Origin of the sequence: Pseudoalteromonas shioyasakiensis (assembly GCA_013391845.1) — a bacterium.
GTDB classification, from domain to species: Bacteria; Pseudomonadota; Gammaproteobacteria; order Enterobacterales; family Alteromonadaceae; genus Pseudoalteromonas; species Pseudoalteromonas apostichopi.
The window spans coordinates 45671-61490 of the sequence record CP058414.1; the positions used below are offsets into that span (position 1 = coordinate 45671).

Consider the following 15820-nt stretch of genomic DNA (forward strand, 5'->3'; position numbering starts at 1 on the left):
ATTGTTATCCCTAGTGACTTTATCTTCCTAGCACCTAGTAACTATGGCTTTTATAAGCGCATATCTACGCTATCTTTAGGTAAAACATATTTTAAGTCGTAAAGGACATGTTCAGCTTTGCCTAACGCTCGTATTTTTTCTGCGCCCATCTCTTTAAATTCATTATGCCCAACCGCCACGATAACAGCATCGTAATGGTTTTGATTATACTCGTTGGTAAGCGATAAACCATATTCATGCTGAGCTTCTTCATTTGAACACCAAGGGTCAACCACATCTACATTAATGTTGTATTCTTTTAGTTCACTAACAATATCAATCACTTTAGTATTACGTAAATCTGGGCAATTTTCTTTAAATGTTAAACCCATTACGAGTACATTAGCACCTTCAACATGAATGCGTTTTTTAAGCATTTTTTTTACGAGTTCAGAAACAACATGTTTACCCATACCATCGTTTAATCGGCGCCCTGCTAAAATCATTTCTGGGTGATAACCAACGCTTTGTGCTTTGTGGGTTAAATAGTATGGGTCTACACCAATACAGTGCCCGCCAACTAAACCAGGGCGGAATGGTAAAAAGTTCCATTTAGTACCTGCAGCTTCTAACACTTCAAGCGTATCTATACCTAATTTATTGAAGATAATTGATAACTCATTAATTAAAGCAATGTTCACATCGCGTTGGGTGTTCTCGATTACTTTTGCAGCTTCTGCCACTTTAATTGAGCTTGCCTTATGAGTACCCGCAGTAATGATTGACTTATAAAGTTGATCAACTAACTCTGCAACTTCTGGGGTTGAACCACTTGTTACTTTTAATATATTAGTAACACGGTGTTCTTTATCGCCCGGGTTGATTCGTTCTGGTGAGTATCCAGCAAAAAAATCTTTATTAAATTCTAAACCTGAAACTTGCTCTACTACTGGTAAGCAAGCTTCTTCCGTTGCACCAGGGTAAACCGTCGACTCATAAATAATAATATCGCCCTTTTTAACCACTTTACCTAACATTTCACTTGCTTTAATGAGCGGTGTTAAATCAGGCTGTTTATGCTCATCAATCGGTGTAGGTACTGTAACAATATAAGTATTACAGCTTTCAAGGTCACTTACTGTATGTGAATAACTTAAATTTGGTGATTGTTTTAATTCTTCACCGCTAACTTCTAATGTCGTGTCATGACCGTTTTGTAATTGCGAAACACGGTTTTGGTTTATATCAAAACCTAAAGTTTGGTACTTTTTACCGAACTCAACTGCTAGCGGTAAACCTACGTAGCCTAACCCAATTATGCCAATATTTAGGTCCGTTAATGAATGCTGCATTTTTAATACTCTCTTAAACTAAATTTTTAAAATTAGTGCAAACAGCTTAAAGTTTTAATGTGAACACTATTTGAATCTGCTATTCAGATGGCTAATATCTCAAGCCATAATTTTATAGTCTCAATAGGTCTAGAAGTTATAATAAAATATTATTACGTAGGCTTTCTTTACAAACTATGAACCTTTCACGCTTTAGTGAAACACTAGTAAATTTACTAGTGTTTTTAATTTTATGGGGATCAATTACCCGACTTATATTCATAGTTGTAATAACCATAATACCCATAAGCATTACTGGCTTTTTTAAGAATACCGTTAAATACAACGCCTTTAACATCTATGCCATTTTGCTCAAAACGGTTGCGTGTTAGTTCTAATTCACGTACATGGTTTTGTCCAAAACGAGTAACAAGAAGAGTACTACCGGCATGAGCACTGACAATTGCAGGGTCTGTTACTGCCAAAATAGGCGGTGTATCTATAATTATTAAGTCGTAATGCTCTTTAATGGTCTCAACCAGCTTTGAGAAGCGCTCATGCATTAATAACTCAGATGGGTTTGGTGGCACCTGGCCGCGAGTAATTAAATGCAGGTTTGGCACTTTGGTTTGCTTAATAACATTTTTAAGCTCTAATCGGCCCGATAAAAAGTCACTTAAACCGTTTTCCCATTTTTCATTAAACGCTTTTTGTAGGTAACCTTTACGCATATCAGCATCAATTATCAGTACCTTTTTATCACTTTGTGCCAATACGGTTGCTAAGTTAACCGATATAAATGACTTACCCACACCAGGGCTTGGACCCGATATCGCAATCACGTTATTTTTTGCCTCCATCATCGCAAAATGTAAGCTGGTGCGTAGGCTACGCAGTGCCTCTATGGCTAGGTCGGCAGGGTTTTCAACCGCTAATATCGTATTTGCTTGGGTGGCTTTTCGGTTTTTAAGCTTACCAAACGATACCAACTTATCTTGGTGGTCTGAATAGGGTACGCTTGCATAAACAGGTAAACCCATGGCTTCTATTTCGCTTGGGTCTTCAATCCCTTTATGTAGTGCTTTTTGCACTAACACAATTGCAACTGCAAGCATGCCACCTAGCATAGTAGCCATAACCACTATTAGCGCTTTTTTAGGCTTAACTGGTTTTGATGTGTTTACCTCGGCGTGGTCAATAATACGTACGTTACCTACGGTACCTGCACGCACAATATCGAGCTCTTGGGTTTTAGCCAGTAGCATGGTGTAAATTTGGTTACTAACCTCTACATCGCGGGTTAAACGTAATAACTCTTGTTGGGTAGACGGCAAGTTGGTTACTTCGCCGGTTAAGTCATCCTTTTGTTTTTTTACTGCTTTAATTTGCTCAAGTATACCTTGGTAAGCAGGGTGGCCTTTTTTAAATTTACGGCTAAGCTCTAAGCGTTGTAATTCTAGCTCTTGTAATTTAGTTTCTAGCTGTACAATTTGATCAAGCACACCTTGTGTTTCAAGCGTTATGTTTACTGATTGCTGTTTAATTTGATAATCGTTAAAGCGCTTTTCAGCAAATTCGAGTTGCTTTTTAACTTCAGGTAGTTGTACTTCTAAAAACTCAAGTGACTTTTGTGCCTCTGCGCTGTTGCGCTCTACATTACGGCGCACATAAATACCAGCAACTTCTTCAAGCACTTTTTCGGCGTATTTAAAGTCGGCATTTTGCAAGGTTAAGTTAATAATGCCCGAGTCTTTGCCTTTTTCGCTGGCACCAATTGCTTCTTGCAAATCTAAAATGGTATTTAAACGGTCGCGTTTGGTAATAATAAACTCAGTACCTGGGCGCGCATTTAAACTACGCACTGTTAACTCAATGATACCGTTAGTAAGCTCTTGCCCTACTTGCCCAGTTAATACTGTTTCGCCAGCTTCGTTTAACAATGCCAATTGGTTATTTTGCTGAGCAACCACAACAAACTCAGTACCAATATTAAAGTTAGGCACATCGAACCTAAATACATCTATGCTTTCACCGCCCCATGCATACGAGCTTGCGCCAAAGCTCGGCTCGGCCAGTTCACCCGGTGAACTTGGTTTAAAGCTTCTGTAGGCTCGGTTACCAATTAGCGGGAATAGTTTTGGTTCAACTACCGTATCTAGGTTTAGTTTGTCGACCGCTTCACCAATAACAGAGCGCGATTTTAATAGCTCGATTTCGGTTACCGCGGCCGAGGTACTTTCGAACATACCGCTCATGTCATCAAAGCCAGGTACCGTAGCGCTATTGTCTTCTACCTGTATCATGGCGGTTGCTTGGTAAACAGGTGCTGCATACATAGCATAAATAACACCTAGCACCATAAACACGCCGGTGATGGCCATAATAAATAATTTACGGTCGAGTAAAGCCCCCAATAGGGCCATTAGGTCTATTTCTTGCGACTCTTGCTGACTACTCTGAGTTGTTCGGTTGCTATTATTAAGCGATGAAGGCTGAGCATTCATTAATGCAGTTTCCTTATAAATACTTTTGCCAAGCGCTACATGCGCTGTCTATTAGCTCATAAACATGGGTAAATGCTTCTAAGCTCTGACGATATGGGTCGGGGATCTCGGCGTCGTTTAACCATTTGCCTAACAAAAACGTTTTACCTCTTGCTTGAGGGTAACGCGTGCATAAGTCAGTTAGATGACGTTGTTCCATCACTAAAATAACGCTGTTGTTCTGTACTAATGCTGAATTAATTTGTTGGCCGCGGTGCTCTGCCATGTTAATGCCATACTGCTCAGCAATTTGCTGAGCAGTGGCATCGGCTGGTTTACCTTCTAATGCAGTTAAACCAGCCGAAGTAACAGTAATCCCTTTGTTTTGTAACTTACTTTTAAGTACATACTCTGCAGTTGGGCTGCGGCAAATGTTGCCAGCACAGACTACTAATACTGAGTCAAACATACTTATCCTTAGTTTGTATTGGCTACATCGTTAATTGAGTCAACCGTAGAAATAGACGGTAGCAATAAACTGATTACGCGGTTCCAGCGTGCAAGTGGTGCAGCGGTCACATAAACGATATCGTGCGGTTTAAGTTCAAACTGCTCTGCTAATACCAGTGCTGCTACATTTTTAGCATGTAATTGGTATACATCTGCAATTACGCCATCTTTGGCTAAATCGCGCTTACGAAGTACAAAAATACCGTTTGCATCCGCGGTTGCTTCTCTAATACCGCCCGTGTCGCTTAATGCTTGCGCTAAATTTAAGCCATAACGGTCAATATCTACGGTGCCAGCTTTTAGTACATCACCCAATACATACACTTGGTGTTTGTCGTTACGGCTAACATGCACAATATCACCATGTTTTAGTAAACGGTTTTGCGAAATATCACCATGGCTGTAAAAATCATCTAAGCGGATAATTTCTGTTTTATTGCCAGAGGTATAGGTTACTTCACGCCAATCAGCACGGTCAGTAATACCGCCTGCATTATTTAAAACATCAATTATTGTGAGTGGAATTTCGGTAATTGGGTATACACCAGGGTTTTCTACTTCGCCTGTTACATAGGTTTTTTGGCTTCTAAAACCAACTATTTTTATATCAACTTGTGGGTTCTCGATTACTCGGCTTAAGCGCTTTACTAAGTCTGCGCGTACTTCAGCCACAGTTCTACCTGCAGCTGGTATTTTTGGCGCATAGGCATAAGTGATTGTGCCATCTTCTGCTACACGAAAACCATCAAACTCTGCCGTACGTTGTACTGCGGCAGGAATAGTAAGTTCTGGATGATCCCATACACCAATTGTAAGTACGTCACCTACCCCTAAACGATATTGGTAGTCAGAGGTATCAATACCTTTTCGGTTTGTAGTATTAACCTTTTTAACTTCGCGTTTTTGAATATTTATTAAAGAAGAATCAATAACTTGAATGTTAACTTTTTCAAGGTCTTTTTCTAAGTTTTCTACTTGAGCACCTGAATCAATGCCTTCGTAATGACTACCTGGTATGATTGTACATGCACTTACAGAGAGGAGAGATAAAGTTGCTGCAAAGAGCTTAAATTTGAACGCCATTCTTCTTCCTAAAAGATTATTATATAAGTTTTACACTTACTTATTTTAAAGCTGATCAATTAAAGCATGACGGCTTGTTATACGCAAGTTAACAAGGCCCTGAATCAAGGCTAAACAGACCTATTCATATACAAAAGCATAACCGCGCTAATAGCTAAAAAATTGTCAATAACATCGCATTTTAAGCGCATTAAAAAGTAAAGCTTTTACAATTTCTATGGAGTTCTTTTTTGAAGTAATTAAAGTCGAAGGCATATCTGACTTGTTTATTCGTAATTTAGCAACTTTACATTACTATCCATTTACATTGGAACATCCTTAAGTAGGAGGGCATTATACAGGCGGCTCGCGATATTTCAAGCTTGGTTTTGTTTCTAAAGGAGGTTTTAAAATGGGTTGGTAAAAAAGCTTGTTAGCATAAACCTTTACGCTAACAAGCAGCCAGGATCTTACCATAAGAAAAGAAAGGCTCTTACTCTTTTAGAATAACTCTCTTAGTTAGTAAATAAACCCTCAATGATACGTTCGCACGCTTTTCCATCACCGTATGGGTTATGTGCAAAGCTCATTTGTGTATATGTTTCTTTATTATCAATTAGCTCACTAACCGCGTTTATAATTTTATCGGTGTCTGTGCCTACTAATTTAACTGTGCCTGCAGCTACCGCTTCTGGGCGTTCTGTAGTATCACGCATTACTAACACTGGTTTGCCTAAACTTGGCGCTTCTTCTTGTACGCCACCTGAGTCTGTTAAAATTAAATATGCTTGGTTCATCAAAAACACAAATGGCAAGTAGTCTTGTGGGTCGATAAGTTTTACATTGCTTTTATTTGCAAGCAAACGCTTAACTGGCTCTTGTACATTTGGGTTTAAATGCACAGGGTATACAAAGTTATAGTCAGGGTATTTTGAGGCCAGCGACGAAATTGATTGGCAAATTCGCTCAAACCCACCACCAAAGCTTTCTCGACGATGACCTGTAATAAGTACATAAGGTTTATCTAAAATATCAGCGAACTTGTCGGTTAGCTGCTGCTGTACATCCTCTTTTGGAAGTACGTTTTTTTTAACTTGCAGTAATGCATCTATTACCGTGTTACCCGTTACAAAAATAGCGTTTTTTGATACGTGTTCACGTAATAAGTTTTCGGCAGACGCTTGCGTAGGAGCAAAATGCTTTGCTGTTAATACGCCCGTTAATGTGCGGTTTGCTTCTTCTGGCCATGGGCTATACAAATTACCTGTACGTAAACCTGCTTCTACATGACCTACTTTAATTTGCTTATAAAACGCGGCCATTGATGCTGCAAATGTCGTGGTTGTATCGCCATGAACAAGCACCCAGTCAGGTTTAAACTCATCAAGCACATCACGTAAGCCAAGTAAGATCTTACTCGTAATATCGTATAAATCTTGCCCTGCTTTCATTATGTTTAAGTCATAATCTGGCGTTATTTGAAAAAGATCCAGTACTTGGTCAAGCATTTCTCGGTGCTGTGCTGTTACACACACTTTAGCTTCAATTCTTGCATCGTTTTCAAGCGCAAGAACTAACGGCGCCATTTTAATTGCTTCGGGGCGGGTACCAAATACGGTTAAAACTTTCATCTATTATCCTAAACACAAAAGCCTGCCAAAAATGGCAGGCTTACTAAATCTACTTATTGAGTTAAAAAATTCCGCGGCTATCAACAACCACTTTTCTGGCTACTTGCTCTGCAGGTATGGCCTTAAATTCTTTATGATCAACCAACACTGCTAGTGTATTACTGCGCTCAAGCGCTTCTTCAATTGAAACCAATTTAACGCCTAACGCTGCTAGAGCTTCTGGTAGCTCGTTGATATTTGGTTCAACAACTAGCACTTCTGCTTCATTGTTTTGAGCTAGCATTTCGGTAATATCAAGTGCAGGGCTCTCGCGTAAATCATCAATATCAGCTTTAAATGCAATACCTAAACACGCTATCACTGGCTTTTTAAATTGATCGGCTGCATCGGTTATTTGCTTTAAAACATAATGAGGCTTGGCGTCGTTAACTTCACGAGCCTGACGTATTAACTTCGCAGTTTCTGGCGCAGAAACTAACAATAAACCATGGATCAACAGCAATGCAGTGCCCCCCCACACCAGGGCCTGGGTTTAAAATGTTTACTCGCGGGTGACGATTTGCAAGCTTTATAAGCTCCCAAACATTAATATCTAACTTATCGCATATCATTGATAGTTCGTTTGCAAACGCAATGTTTACATCACGAAATGAGTTTTCTGTTAGCTTTGCCATCTCTGCTGTTCTGGCGTTTGTTAGTAAACATTCACCCACAACAAAGGTTTTATACAAGGCAACCGCTTTTTTAGAGCACTCTTCCGACATACCGCCTATAACGCGATCATTCTCTACAAGTTCACGCAAAACGTGACCTGGCAATACACGCTCAGGGCAATGTGCAATATTTATATCTGCTTCGTTGCCAGCGGTTTGTGGAAAAGTTAGGTCTGGGCGTGCTTCGACTAACCAGTTTGCAAGCTCTTCTGTTGCCCCAACAGGCGAAGTTGACTCTAAAATAACTAAATTGCCTTTTTCGAGTACTGGCGCTATTGCTTTTGCTGCAGCTTCTATGTAGCTCAAATCTGCTTGGTAGTCTTCTTTAAAAGGGGTTGGAACAGCCACCATAAATGCTTCTGCTTTTTCTGGTTTTGTTACTGCCTTTAAATTACCGGCTTTAACTGCGCTGCGCACCACCATATCAAGGTCTGGTTCAACAATATGTACGTTCCCTGCATTAATTGTATCTACAGCGTGTTGGCTTACATCAACCCCAATAACATTAATTCCGCGTGATGCAATAACAGCTGCAGTTGGTAAGCCTATATAGCCAAGTCCAACGACTGATACAGTTTTAAATAACATTTAAACCCCTAATTTAAATTAACTTTTGTAAAAACCCAGCCCTGGGCAACTTTAAACTTTTTTTGTAAGGTAGTAATAAAAATACTTAATTAAGTTACTTTGCCTCAATATCCTTGTTGGCTGGCTTAATAATCTGTAGAGCCACTCTAAGTTTACGGCTCTAAAAGCAGCAGGTGCTCGTTTTACATTTTCGGTAAACACGTCATAAGTGCCGCCTACTCCCATAAAAAAGGTAGTTGGACACGACTTCTGACACTCAAAAATAAATAACTCTTGACGAGGCGACCCTAGAGCAACACTTACAAGCTTTGCTCCTGAGGTAGCTATTTCTTCAATAACTTGCTGCTCTTCACTAGCAGAAAAATAACCGTTTCGATAACCAACAACATTTACGCCTTGCGCTAGCAATTTATTGCGAGCTTCAAGCACCACAGACTCTTTCGCGCCTAATAAAAATACTGGCACATTGTTCTCTGCAGAACGTAACATTAAACGCTCCCAAAGCTCACAACCAGGAATGCGCGCCACAGGCTGTTTTAATCGCTTTGACATTACATAAGACACACCAATACCGTCTGGGTATCTCAAAGTAGCTTGTTGTAATGTGCTCATAACCTGTTGATCAATATTCGCTGCCATTACCTTTTCAGGGTTTATTGCAACTGCAACACCTGGGTTTACGCCCTCAGGTACTAAAATTGAAGTATCAATAAGTTCATCAATTGATTTATAGGCTAATACGTCAATCCCACCTACATTTACACTATTCATTATCAACTCTCAATTTAGCGTATATCTTTAAAACTTCCTCTGTTACAGAGGATAACTGGTATGGTGCGGCAGAGTTTATTGCACAGAGGCGCATTGTTAAATAGTCTTGTTCTGATAAGTCCAAAACTTGCTCTATTGCTGACGTTGCGTTAACACATACGTTTTCGTCATTTGGAATTAAAAAGCCATTTTCGCCATTTAGTACTTGCGCGGTGCTGCCGTCGGTCTGCGTTGCTATTACAGGTAACCCACATGCCATAGCTTCCGCCATTACCAAACCAAATGATTCATTATATGATAAATTAATCAACATGTAACTTTCGTTATAAATTGTAACCAGCTGTTGCGCACTGCAATACTCAAAATAACGAATGCTCACATTCTCGTTTCTAGCGAGACGCTCTAAAAACGAACTATCACCTGACCCTACTATCGCTACCGTTAACTTACGCTGAAAATTTTCTAAAATTGCTTCGAGCCTATCAATACCTTTGTTTTTATTTAAATTCCCTACAAAAACAAAATCGAACTGTTTTAATGCGGTTGTCTGTGGCTCATAAAATAGGTCATTCACACCCGCACTTAGCACACTAGCAGAAACAGGCTTAAAAAATCGCTGCTTTAATTTTTCACTCACAAAAATAAACTTATCAACAAAACCTGAGCTATACCGATAAACAGGCCCAGGTGTTGGATACAAATAAATATCGCTACCATGGAAGGTGACAACGATTTTTGCTCGCCAATTTCGAAAAAGCTTATAAGCAATAGCTAATAAAACATTCGGAAAATAAAAATGAACATGAATGATATCGTACTTTTTAAATGAAAAAATATAGCTAAGTACAAAACGTAAAAAGAACAAAGGATAACGCAATAACTTAGCAATACCCGACTTTTCTTCTTGATCTAAATAATAAAAGTCAACATGGCAATTACCCTGCTTTTTTAAGCTCACATATTGGTTATAAACAAACCGCCCTGAATTTGGCTTGTTTTTACTTGGCCCCATGTTCGATAAGAGTAATACACGAAAATCGCTCACTTCTTTTGTTTCTCCATACGCTTGAGCTTAACGCCATAGTTGGCACGCGACGGTATAAAGTGAAACATTAATCGGTATGTTAGCTGTATAAAAGGTATAAAAGCTGCTGGTGTCTGTGGGGAATAACCCGACTCTACAACCTGACTCTTATACTTTGAAGCTGTTTTTGACCATATTTTCTTTAAATTACTATAAGACACCGCTCGTGAATAGTCTTGTTGAATAAATGAGTCAAATACTATTCGAGAGGCAAATGGTGAGACTATTGTAAAAAATTGTGCGGCTAATACATTGCTACCAAATACGGTATAGCGACCACCTCTACCATACACAAACTCATAGTAAGTCACTTTTTGATAATCATTTAATGCTAAGTTAGCAGTTTTAACTTTATAATCTTGCCACAGTATCTCAAATTCGCCGTTAGTCAGTTCTTTATAGCGTAACCGAAGTAACTTATGTGCGCTAAAGTTGATAAAACGATAAACAAATGGCACTAACTTTAATAGCTCACCTCGCTTTCCCTTAAAGTTAATGTAGGTGCCGCGCTGAAATAAATCACCTAAGTAACCGTCATAAAAAGTAGAGGTTTGGTTATAGTGCTGTGCAATGTAGTGATAATTGGTATACAAGCGATTAATAGGCTTTAATGTGGCAAACGCCATTTCGTCCAAAATTGCTTGTTCTTGTCCATGAAGTGGCTGCTCATTAAAATCAAAGGCATGGTAGTGTTCAAAGTCTTGCTGGTAATGCCCTGCTATTTTGCGTTCTGGCGAACCTTCGGGTCCGTAAGTAAAACCATATTTATAAGTGCCATTCGCTAATAAATAACGAGAATCAAGGCCACTACTTAAAGGTAAAATGCGAGTGTCATAAGGCCAGAATTCAGTTAATGTATTTACATACTCTCCAAGGTCTTCTATTGCTTTGCCGTCATAAAATGTAAAGTAACTCAGCTCTGTTCCAGAAGTAATTGCCGCACCAGGTTGTAGGCGCTCAATTTCGTTATAAAGCGTGAAATTACCAAACAAATGCTGCTTTTTACCAAGAATGCTTTGCATATCATTATTTAATGTATGCTTGTCAGTAAGAAGTGCTTTAACACTTGGCGCAATACGAAGTTCACTCGCTAGTCTATCGATATAGTGAGTTGATAAACCTAGTGCATCCGTTAGCAAAGTAGTTTGCTCACCATTTTTCCAATAAATGACAAATACACCTGCCAAAATATCGTTTAATACGCTTGGTCCGTGTTCAACAATGTCTTTAGCAAGTAAAGCAAGCGGGTTTAACTTTTGTTTATAGATAAACCAACCTGAAGCAATAAATACTTGCTCTTGATATATCTCTATCGGCGGAGTCGACCAAGCATTGGTATCGTAAATCAAATAACCTTGGGCTATATTTTCAGGAAATTTATATAGCTTGCTATTGTCGGACATTGCAGCAAAAGAAGCCGGTAATGACTTTGGATCGCAATTTAAATACATGCCACGCATTTTATTTATCCTTATGACGCTGCATTTGTATTAACAGACGTACGTTGTTGACGTCGTTGTAGGTAGGCTTCAAGAGGCTTTTTACCAAACACCGCCCCAACCAGTAATTTGACTATTACGCGTGGGTTTAATAACTTTAACTTTAAAGCATGGGTGTATTTTTTTATTGCCATCATTCGGTTACCGCTACGTAACTCAAAGTCTGCCAAACTTTCGAACTGTCTTGATAAGCCAGTATTTAAGCCAAGGTGAAGATACTCTGCCTCGTATTTATCTATAATTGCACGATGACCATTCGCTTTTGATACCGGGTTACATGAAATACCATCATCAGCAAGTTGGTACGTAATAAGTGCTTCGGCTAAGTGAATTGCAGGGTATTTTTTTGATAAACGTAGTAGTAAATCATAGTCTTGCATGCTTGGTAGACTGTTATCAAAGCCTTCAACATCGCGGATAGCATCCGTTGCAATTAATAAGACGGATGTGCAAATACCATAACCTTGATTTAGTAACGATTCGTATAAGTTATCCGCTCCAAGGCAGCCAAAGTACTTTTTCCAGCCTTGATACTCTAAATACATATCGGAATAACAAATAGCTGCATTGCTTTTCTCTAATGCGTCGATTTGTTGTTCAAGTTTAGTTTGTAGCCACAGGTCATCATCATCTAAAAATGCTACATATTCGCCTTGCGCAAAATCAACACCGGTATTGCGCGCTTGGCAAGCTCCTTTGTTCGCACTATGGCGAATATATTTAATTCGCTGTTCATCAGCATATTGTTCCATTACAGCTTCGGTTTGGGCACGCGCATTGCTACTAGGATCATTATCATCAACAATCACTATTTCCCAGTTCTCATAGCTTTGAGCCTGTACACTTGCGATTGCTTTAGGTAATGCATGCGCACGTTTGTACGTTGGTATGATGACAGTAATTAATTTATTCATTTTAAAAGCCTAGGTAATATATCGCGCTTACTTATTTCGGTAACCATCGTAATAAGTAATATCTGTTTCGCTATAGTGCTTAAAGGTTAAGAAGTAATCTAACCCTTTGTTTTCTATCGGATGTCTATGTATTTCATCTTGATAAAAAAAGTTACTTTCATTAATCAGGAGCACATAAGAAAATGCGGCCATATGAAAAGCGATAACTAAAAATAAAAAGGTGCCTGTTATTATTTTGGGTGTTATGTACTGAAATGCTAACAACATTAAAGGGGCATACAAAAGATACAACGGCAATAAAATGCGATGTAACTCATCACCTATAAAAAACAGCGCAATAAAGCTGAGCAATGTCAAAAAGCTCATCATATTAAATAATCGAATATACGTTGGGCTTGTTGTTTTTATATAGCCAGGTAATGCGATAATCGTGACGAAAATAAAAAACAACAAAGAAGGTAGTTTTGAAAAACTAGGTTCAAAAACTAAACGCGTTAAAATTTTATTAATCATGTAATGATTAATAACAGAACCTACCCCTTTAATTGCTAACACCCCAAAAATTGCTGCAAAAACAAACCCTAAGATCAACAAGATTAATTGTTCAATGTTCCAACGTCTATTTAAATGCTTACTAAAAATAAGCAAAGGGAGTAGTAAAAAGCTTGTTGAAAAGTGCATTAAACTTCCTAAGAAAAAAATGGCTATGCCATGTTTCTTATTCGTTTGTGAGTACCAAATTCCATAGAGTAAAATTGGCACAGCCATACACGCTCTGATCAAGTGCCACTGACTTTGAAAGAACTTATAAAAAAATACAATCATTAAAAAGCACAACAGTGGGCTAGGATTATCAACTAACTTACAAAATTTCCAAATTAACAGGTAGGTAACCGCTAGCGTTGTAAAGTAGTAAAGGAATGAGTGATTATTAGTTAGGCTCGCTACAACCCAGCTATATAAAGCAAACAAGAAATCTGCATGCTTTGCATACAGTAATGAGGTGGGTAACATACTAGAAAAGCTGCTATAACGCTCATAAGCCATTAAGTAAGAGGGCATATCATCTGCTCCCCCCCAAAGATAGCCTATATGACGCGAAGCGATCAGCACAGATAACGAGAACACAACAAAAAAGACGATTGCACTATCAAGCTTGGTTTTTTGTACTGCAAAGGCGTAAATAAATACGCCTGCAACCCAAGCTAAAAATGGCAAAAATAACCAGCCTGCAAGCAACAGGCAGCCAGTGATTAATAGCTTGGTATTTACTACTTGCTGTTGTTGTTCAGCAAAGCAGAGAGAGTCGTCAGCGTTCAAGTTATAACCTTATCACTTTGGCTTAATCACCTTTGTGCTGACGATTATTAATACGAACAAAATGTAGCAATAAGATGCTTACACAAACAAAGAACCCTGAAAAAATAGCACCAAGAATACAAATAACCGCTCTGTTAGGAGATGACTTTCGTTCTTCAATGATAGGACTTTCAATAATCTTGAACGCAAAATCCTTACGAACCTCGGCAAGTAACATTGCTTTGGTTTGCTCTTCTACAATTGTGTAGAATACGTTTTGCATTTCGGCTACGTTGGTTTTTGATAGCTGTTCATTTAAGTACTTTATGCTTTCTTTTTTCTCAGCTATTTCACGCTCTCTAACCGATTTGTTAATCAATGCAACGATATTTTCTACATACTGCTTAGAAATGCGAGGGTCGATATGCTCAAATGAAATTTTAACTAAACCATTTACTTTGTCTTGTTGTACAGAAAGCTTTTTAAGTAGTCTCTCATATGTTTCGAACATTGAAGGTTCTAGACTTTCTTTTGTCTCTTCGTCTACTTTCCATTTTCCGTCGCTATAAAGCGCAGGATCGATTACCAGCTGCTGAGAATCTCTATTCCATTCTTTTACAGCGAATAAATTCACTTTTACGTTATTTTGCTCAATAAATTTATATAGAAAGTCTTTTGATTTGATGATCTCTAAATACACAGCAGTGTCATCACCAGCACCACCTAAATTGATACCTGCAACACTTGCTAAGCTACCCAACTGCCCTAGTGATGCTAAGGCACCACTTTCTTGCTGCTTTTGCGGCGCTAACAGTACCGTCGACTTATACATATTTGGCAAGGTTAACGAGTAAGCTAAAATTGCTGCACTAAAAACGATTGATAAAAATATGATTAACCACTTTTTGTTCCAAAGTACTAACCAAAGCTCAATCAGATCAAAGGGCTTTTGTGAACTTACGTTCTGATTTACAGTGCCTGTCATTGCGCTTTCCCTGCTGCCAATTTTAATAAATACTGACCATAACTTGTTTTACTTAAAGCTTGCCCTTGCTCTATTAAAGACTCTTTAGTGATCCACCCCTGCTTATAAGCAATTTCTTGCAGACAGGCTATTTTGAAGCCTTGGCGCTTTTCAACTGTTTGTACAAAGAGCGACGCCTCCATCAGACTATCGTGCGTGCCTGTGTCTAGCCATGCAAAGCCTCGCCCTAGCACTTCAACTTTAAGGCGGTTTTCGTCTAAATATGCTTGGTTAATTGCTGTAATTTCTAACTCACCACGAGCTGAAGGAGTGACCTTTTTGGCTTTTTCAATAACTGAGTTATCGTAAAAATACAATCCTGTTACTGCATAGTTAGATTTGGGCTCTAACGGTTTTTCTTCAATTGAAATACCATTAAAGTTTTCATCTACTTCAACAACCCCAAACCTTTCAGGGTCGTTTACTTGATATGCAAAAATACATGCTTCTTGGTCAAGTTTTGCATGGGCTTTTAACTTTGGTGAAAAGTTAGAACCATAAAAAATATTATCACCCAAAATGAGGCAAACGTTATCGTCGCCAATAAATTCTTCACCAATAATGAAAGCTTGTGCTAGGCCTTCAGGTTTTGGCTGTACCTCGTAGCTCAAATTGATACCAAAACGGCTGCCATCACCTAATAGAGTTTTAAACTGCGCTTGATCTTGAGGTGTAGTAATGATGAGTATATCTTTAATTTCAGCAAGCATTAGCACCGATAATGGATAGTAAATCATCGGTTTATCGTAAATCGGTAATATTTGCTTAGAAACACCTTGAGTTATCGGGTGTAAGCGTGAACCACTACCACCGGCAAGTATGATGCCTTTTGTTTTGCGTAATGATGAATTGTCATTGTTCATTTGTGAATTACTCATTTCCATACTTCATTTAATGGTCAGTTCTGAGCGCTTAGGTATGCTTACTTTACA

General features: G+C 38.7%; 12 protein-coding genes and 1 pseudogene. All 13 read right to left on the bottom strand.

Annotation, left to right across the window (positions count from 1 at the left end):
* Window positions 1-50: 50 nt before the first annotated feature.
* On the bottom strand, window positions 51-1331 hold the full coding sequence (gene tviB, locus HYD28_00190; protein QLE07511.1) for a Vi polysaccharide biosynthesis UDP-N-acetylglucosamine C-6 dehydrogenase TviB: 1281 nt from the start codon (window positions 1329-1331) through the stop codon (window positions 51-53).
* Window positions 1332-1570: 239 nt separating this feature from the next.
* Window positions 1571-3814, bottom strand: coding sequence for a polysaccharide biosynthesis tyrosine autokinase (locus HYD28_00195; GenBank protein ID QLE07512.1), 2244 nt, complete (start codon window positions 3812-3814; stop codon window positions 1571-1573).
* Window positions 3815-3827: 13 nt separating this feature from the next.
* On the bottom strand, window positions 3828-4262 hold the full coding sequence (locus tag HYD28_00200; GenBank protein QLE07513.1) for a low molecular weight phosphotyrosine protein phosphatase: 435 nt from the start codon (window positions 4260-4262) through the stop codon (window positions 3828-3830).
* 8 nt (window positions 4263-4270) lie between these two features.
* Window positions 4271-5386, bottom strand: coding sequence for a polysaccharide biosynthesis/export family protein (locus tag HYD28_00205; GenBank protein ID QLE07514.1), 1116 nt, complete (start codon window positions 5384-5386; stop codon window positions 4271-4273).
* Between the two features lie 494 nt (window positions 5387-5880).
* Window positions 5881-6996 (bottom strand): UDP-N-acetylglucosamine 2-epimerase (non-hydrolyzing), encoded by a 1116-nt coding sequence (gene wecB, locus HYD28_00210; GenBank protein QLE07515.1) that lies wholly within the window; start codon window positions 6994-6996, stop codon window positions 5881-5883.
* Window positions 6997-7057: 61 nt separating this feature from the next.
* A pseudogene (gene wecC / locus HYD28_00215) lies at window positions 7058-8297 on the bottom strand (UDP-N-acetyl-D-mannosamine dehydrogenase).
* 51 nt (window positions 8298-8348) lie between these two features.
* A complete protein-coding gene (locus HYD28_00220) occupies window positions 8349-9068 on the bottom strand; it encodes a WecB/TagA/CpsF family glycosyltransferase (protein QLE07516.1) in 720 nt (239 codons plus the stop codon).
* The gene (locus HYD28_00225; GenBank protein QLE07517.1) at window positions 9061-10113 is read right to left on the bottom strand and encodes a glycosyltransferase; all 1053 of its coding nucleotides are present in this window, start codon (window positions 10111-10113) and stop codon (window positions 9061-9063) included. Before HYD28_00225 ends, HYD28_00220 begins: the two co-directional genes overlap by 8 nt.
* Window positions 10110-11612 (bottom strand): hypothetical protein, encoded by a 1503-nt coding sequence (locus HYD28_00230; GenBank protein QLE07518.1) that lies wholly within the window; start codon window positions 11610-11612, stop codon window positions 10110-10112. Before HYD28_00230 ends, HYD28_00225 begins: the two co-directional genes overlap by 4 nt.
* Before the next feature lie 11 nt (window positions 11613-11623).
* Window positions 11624-12565 (bottom strand): glycosyltransferase family 2 protein, encoded by a 942-nt coding sequence (locus tag HYD28_00235; protein QLE07519.1) that lies wholly within the window; start codon window positions 12563-12565, stop codon window positions 11624-11626.
* A 27-nt stretch (window positions 12566-12592) separates the two neighbouring features.
* The gene (locus HYD28_00240) at window positions 12593-13885 is read right to left on the bottom strand and encodes an EpsG family protein (protein QLE07520.1); all 1293 of its coding nucleotides are present in this window, start codon (window positions 13883-13885) and stop codon (window positions 12593-12595) included.
* Window positions 13886-13907: 22 nt separating this feature from the next.
* Window positions 13908-14849, bottom strand: a complete 942-nt coding sequence (locus tag HYD28_00245) for a lipopolysaccharide biosynthesis protein (GenBank protein QLE07521.1) — start codon at window positions 14847-14849, stop codon at window positions 13908-13910.
* A complete protein-coding gene (gene rfbA / locus HYD28_00250; GenBank protein ID QLE10451.1) occupies window positions 14846-15751 on the bottom strand; it encodes a glucose-1-phosphate thymidylyltransferase RfbA in 906 nt (301 codons plus the stop codon). The genes HYD28_00245 and rfbA overlap by 4 nt, the downstream gene beginning before the upstream one ends.
* Window positions 15752-15820 lie beyond the last annotated feature (69 nt).

What these genes read in the sequence shown, in the direction of transcription:
- tviB (QLE07511.1), bottom strand. Translation starts at nt 1,331, where the DNA reads ATGCAGCATTCATTAACGGACCTAAATATTGGCATAATTGGGTTAGGC.
- HYD28_00245 (QLE07521.1), bottom strand. Translation starts at nt 14,849, where the DNA reads ATGACAGGCACTGTAAATCAGAACGTAAGTTCACAAAAGCCCTTTGAT.
- rfbA (QLE10451.1), bottom strand. Translation starts at nt 15,751, where the DNA reads ATGAACAATGACAATTCATCATTACGCAAAACAAAAGGCATCATACTT.
- HYD28_00200 (QLE07513.1), bottom strand. Translation starts at nt 4,262, where the DNA reads ATGTTTGACTCAGTATTAGTAGTCTGTGCTGGCAACATTTGCCGCAGC.
- HYD28_00195 (QLE07512.1), bottom strand. Translation starts at nt 3,814, where the DNA reads ATGAATGCTCAGCCTTCATCGCTTAATAATAGCAACCGAACAACTCAG.
- HYD28_00220 (QLE07516.1), bottom strand. Translation starts at nt 9,068, where the DNA reads ATGAATAGTGTAAATGTAGGTGGGATTGACGTATTAGCCTATAAATCA.
- HYD28_00230 (QLE07518.1), bottom strand. Translation starts at nt 11,612, where the DNA reads ATGCGTGGCATGTATTTAAATTGCGATCCAAAGTCATTACCGGCTTCT.
- HYD28_00235 (QLE07519.1), bottom strand. Translation starts at nt 12,565, where the DNA reads ATGAATAAATTAATTACTGTCATCATACCAACGTACAAACGTGCGCAT.
- HYD28_00205 (QLE07514.1), bottom strand. Translation starts at nt 5,386, where the DNA reads ATGGCGTTCAAATTTAAGCTCTTTGCAGCAACTTTATCTCTCCTCTCT.
- wecB (QLE07515.1), bottom strand. Translation starts at nt 6,996, where the DNA reads ATGAAAGTTTTAACCGTATTTGGTACCCGCCCCGAAGCAATTAAAATG.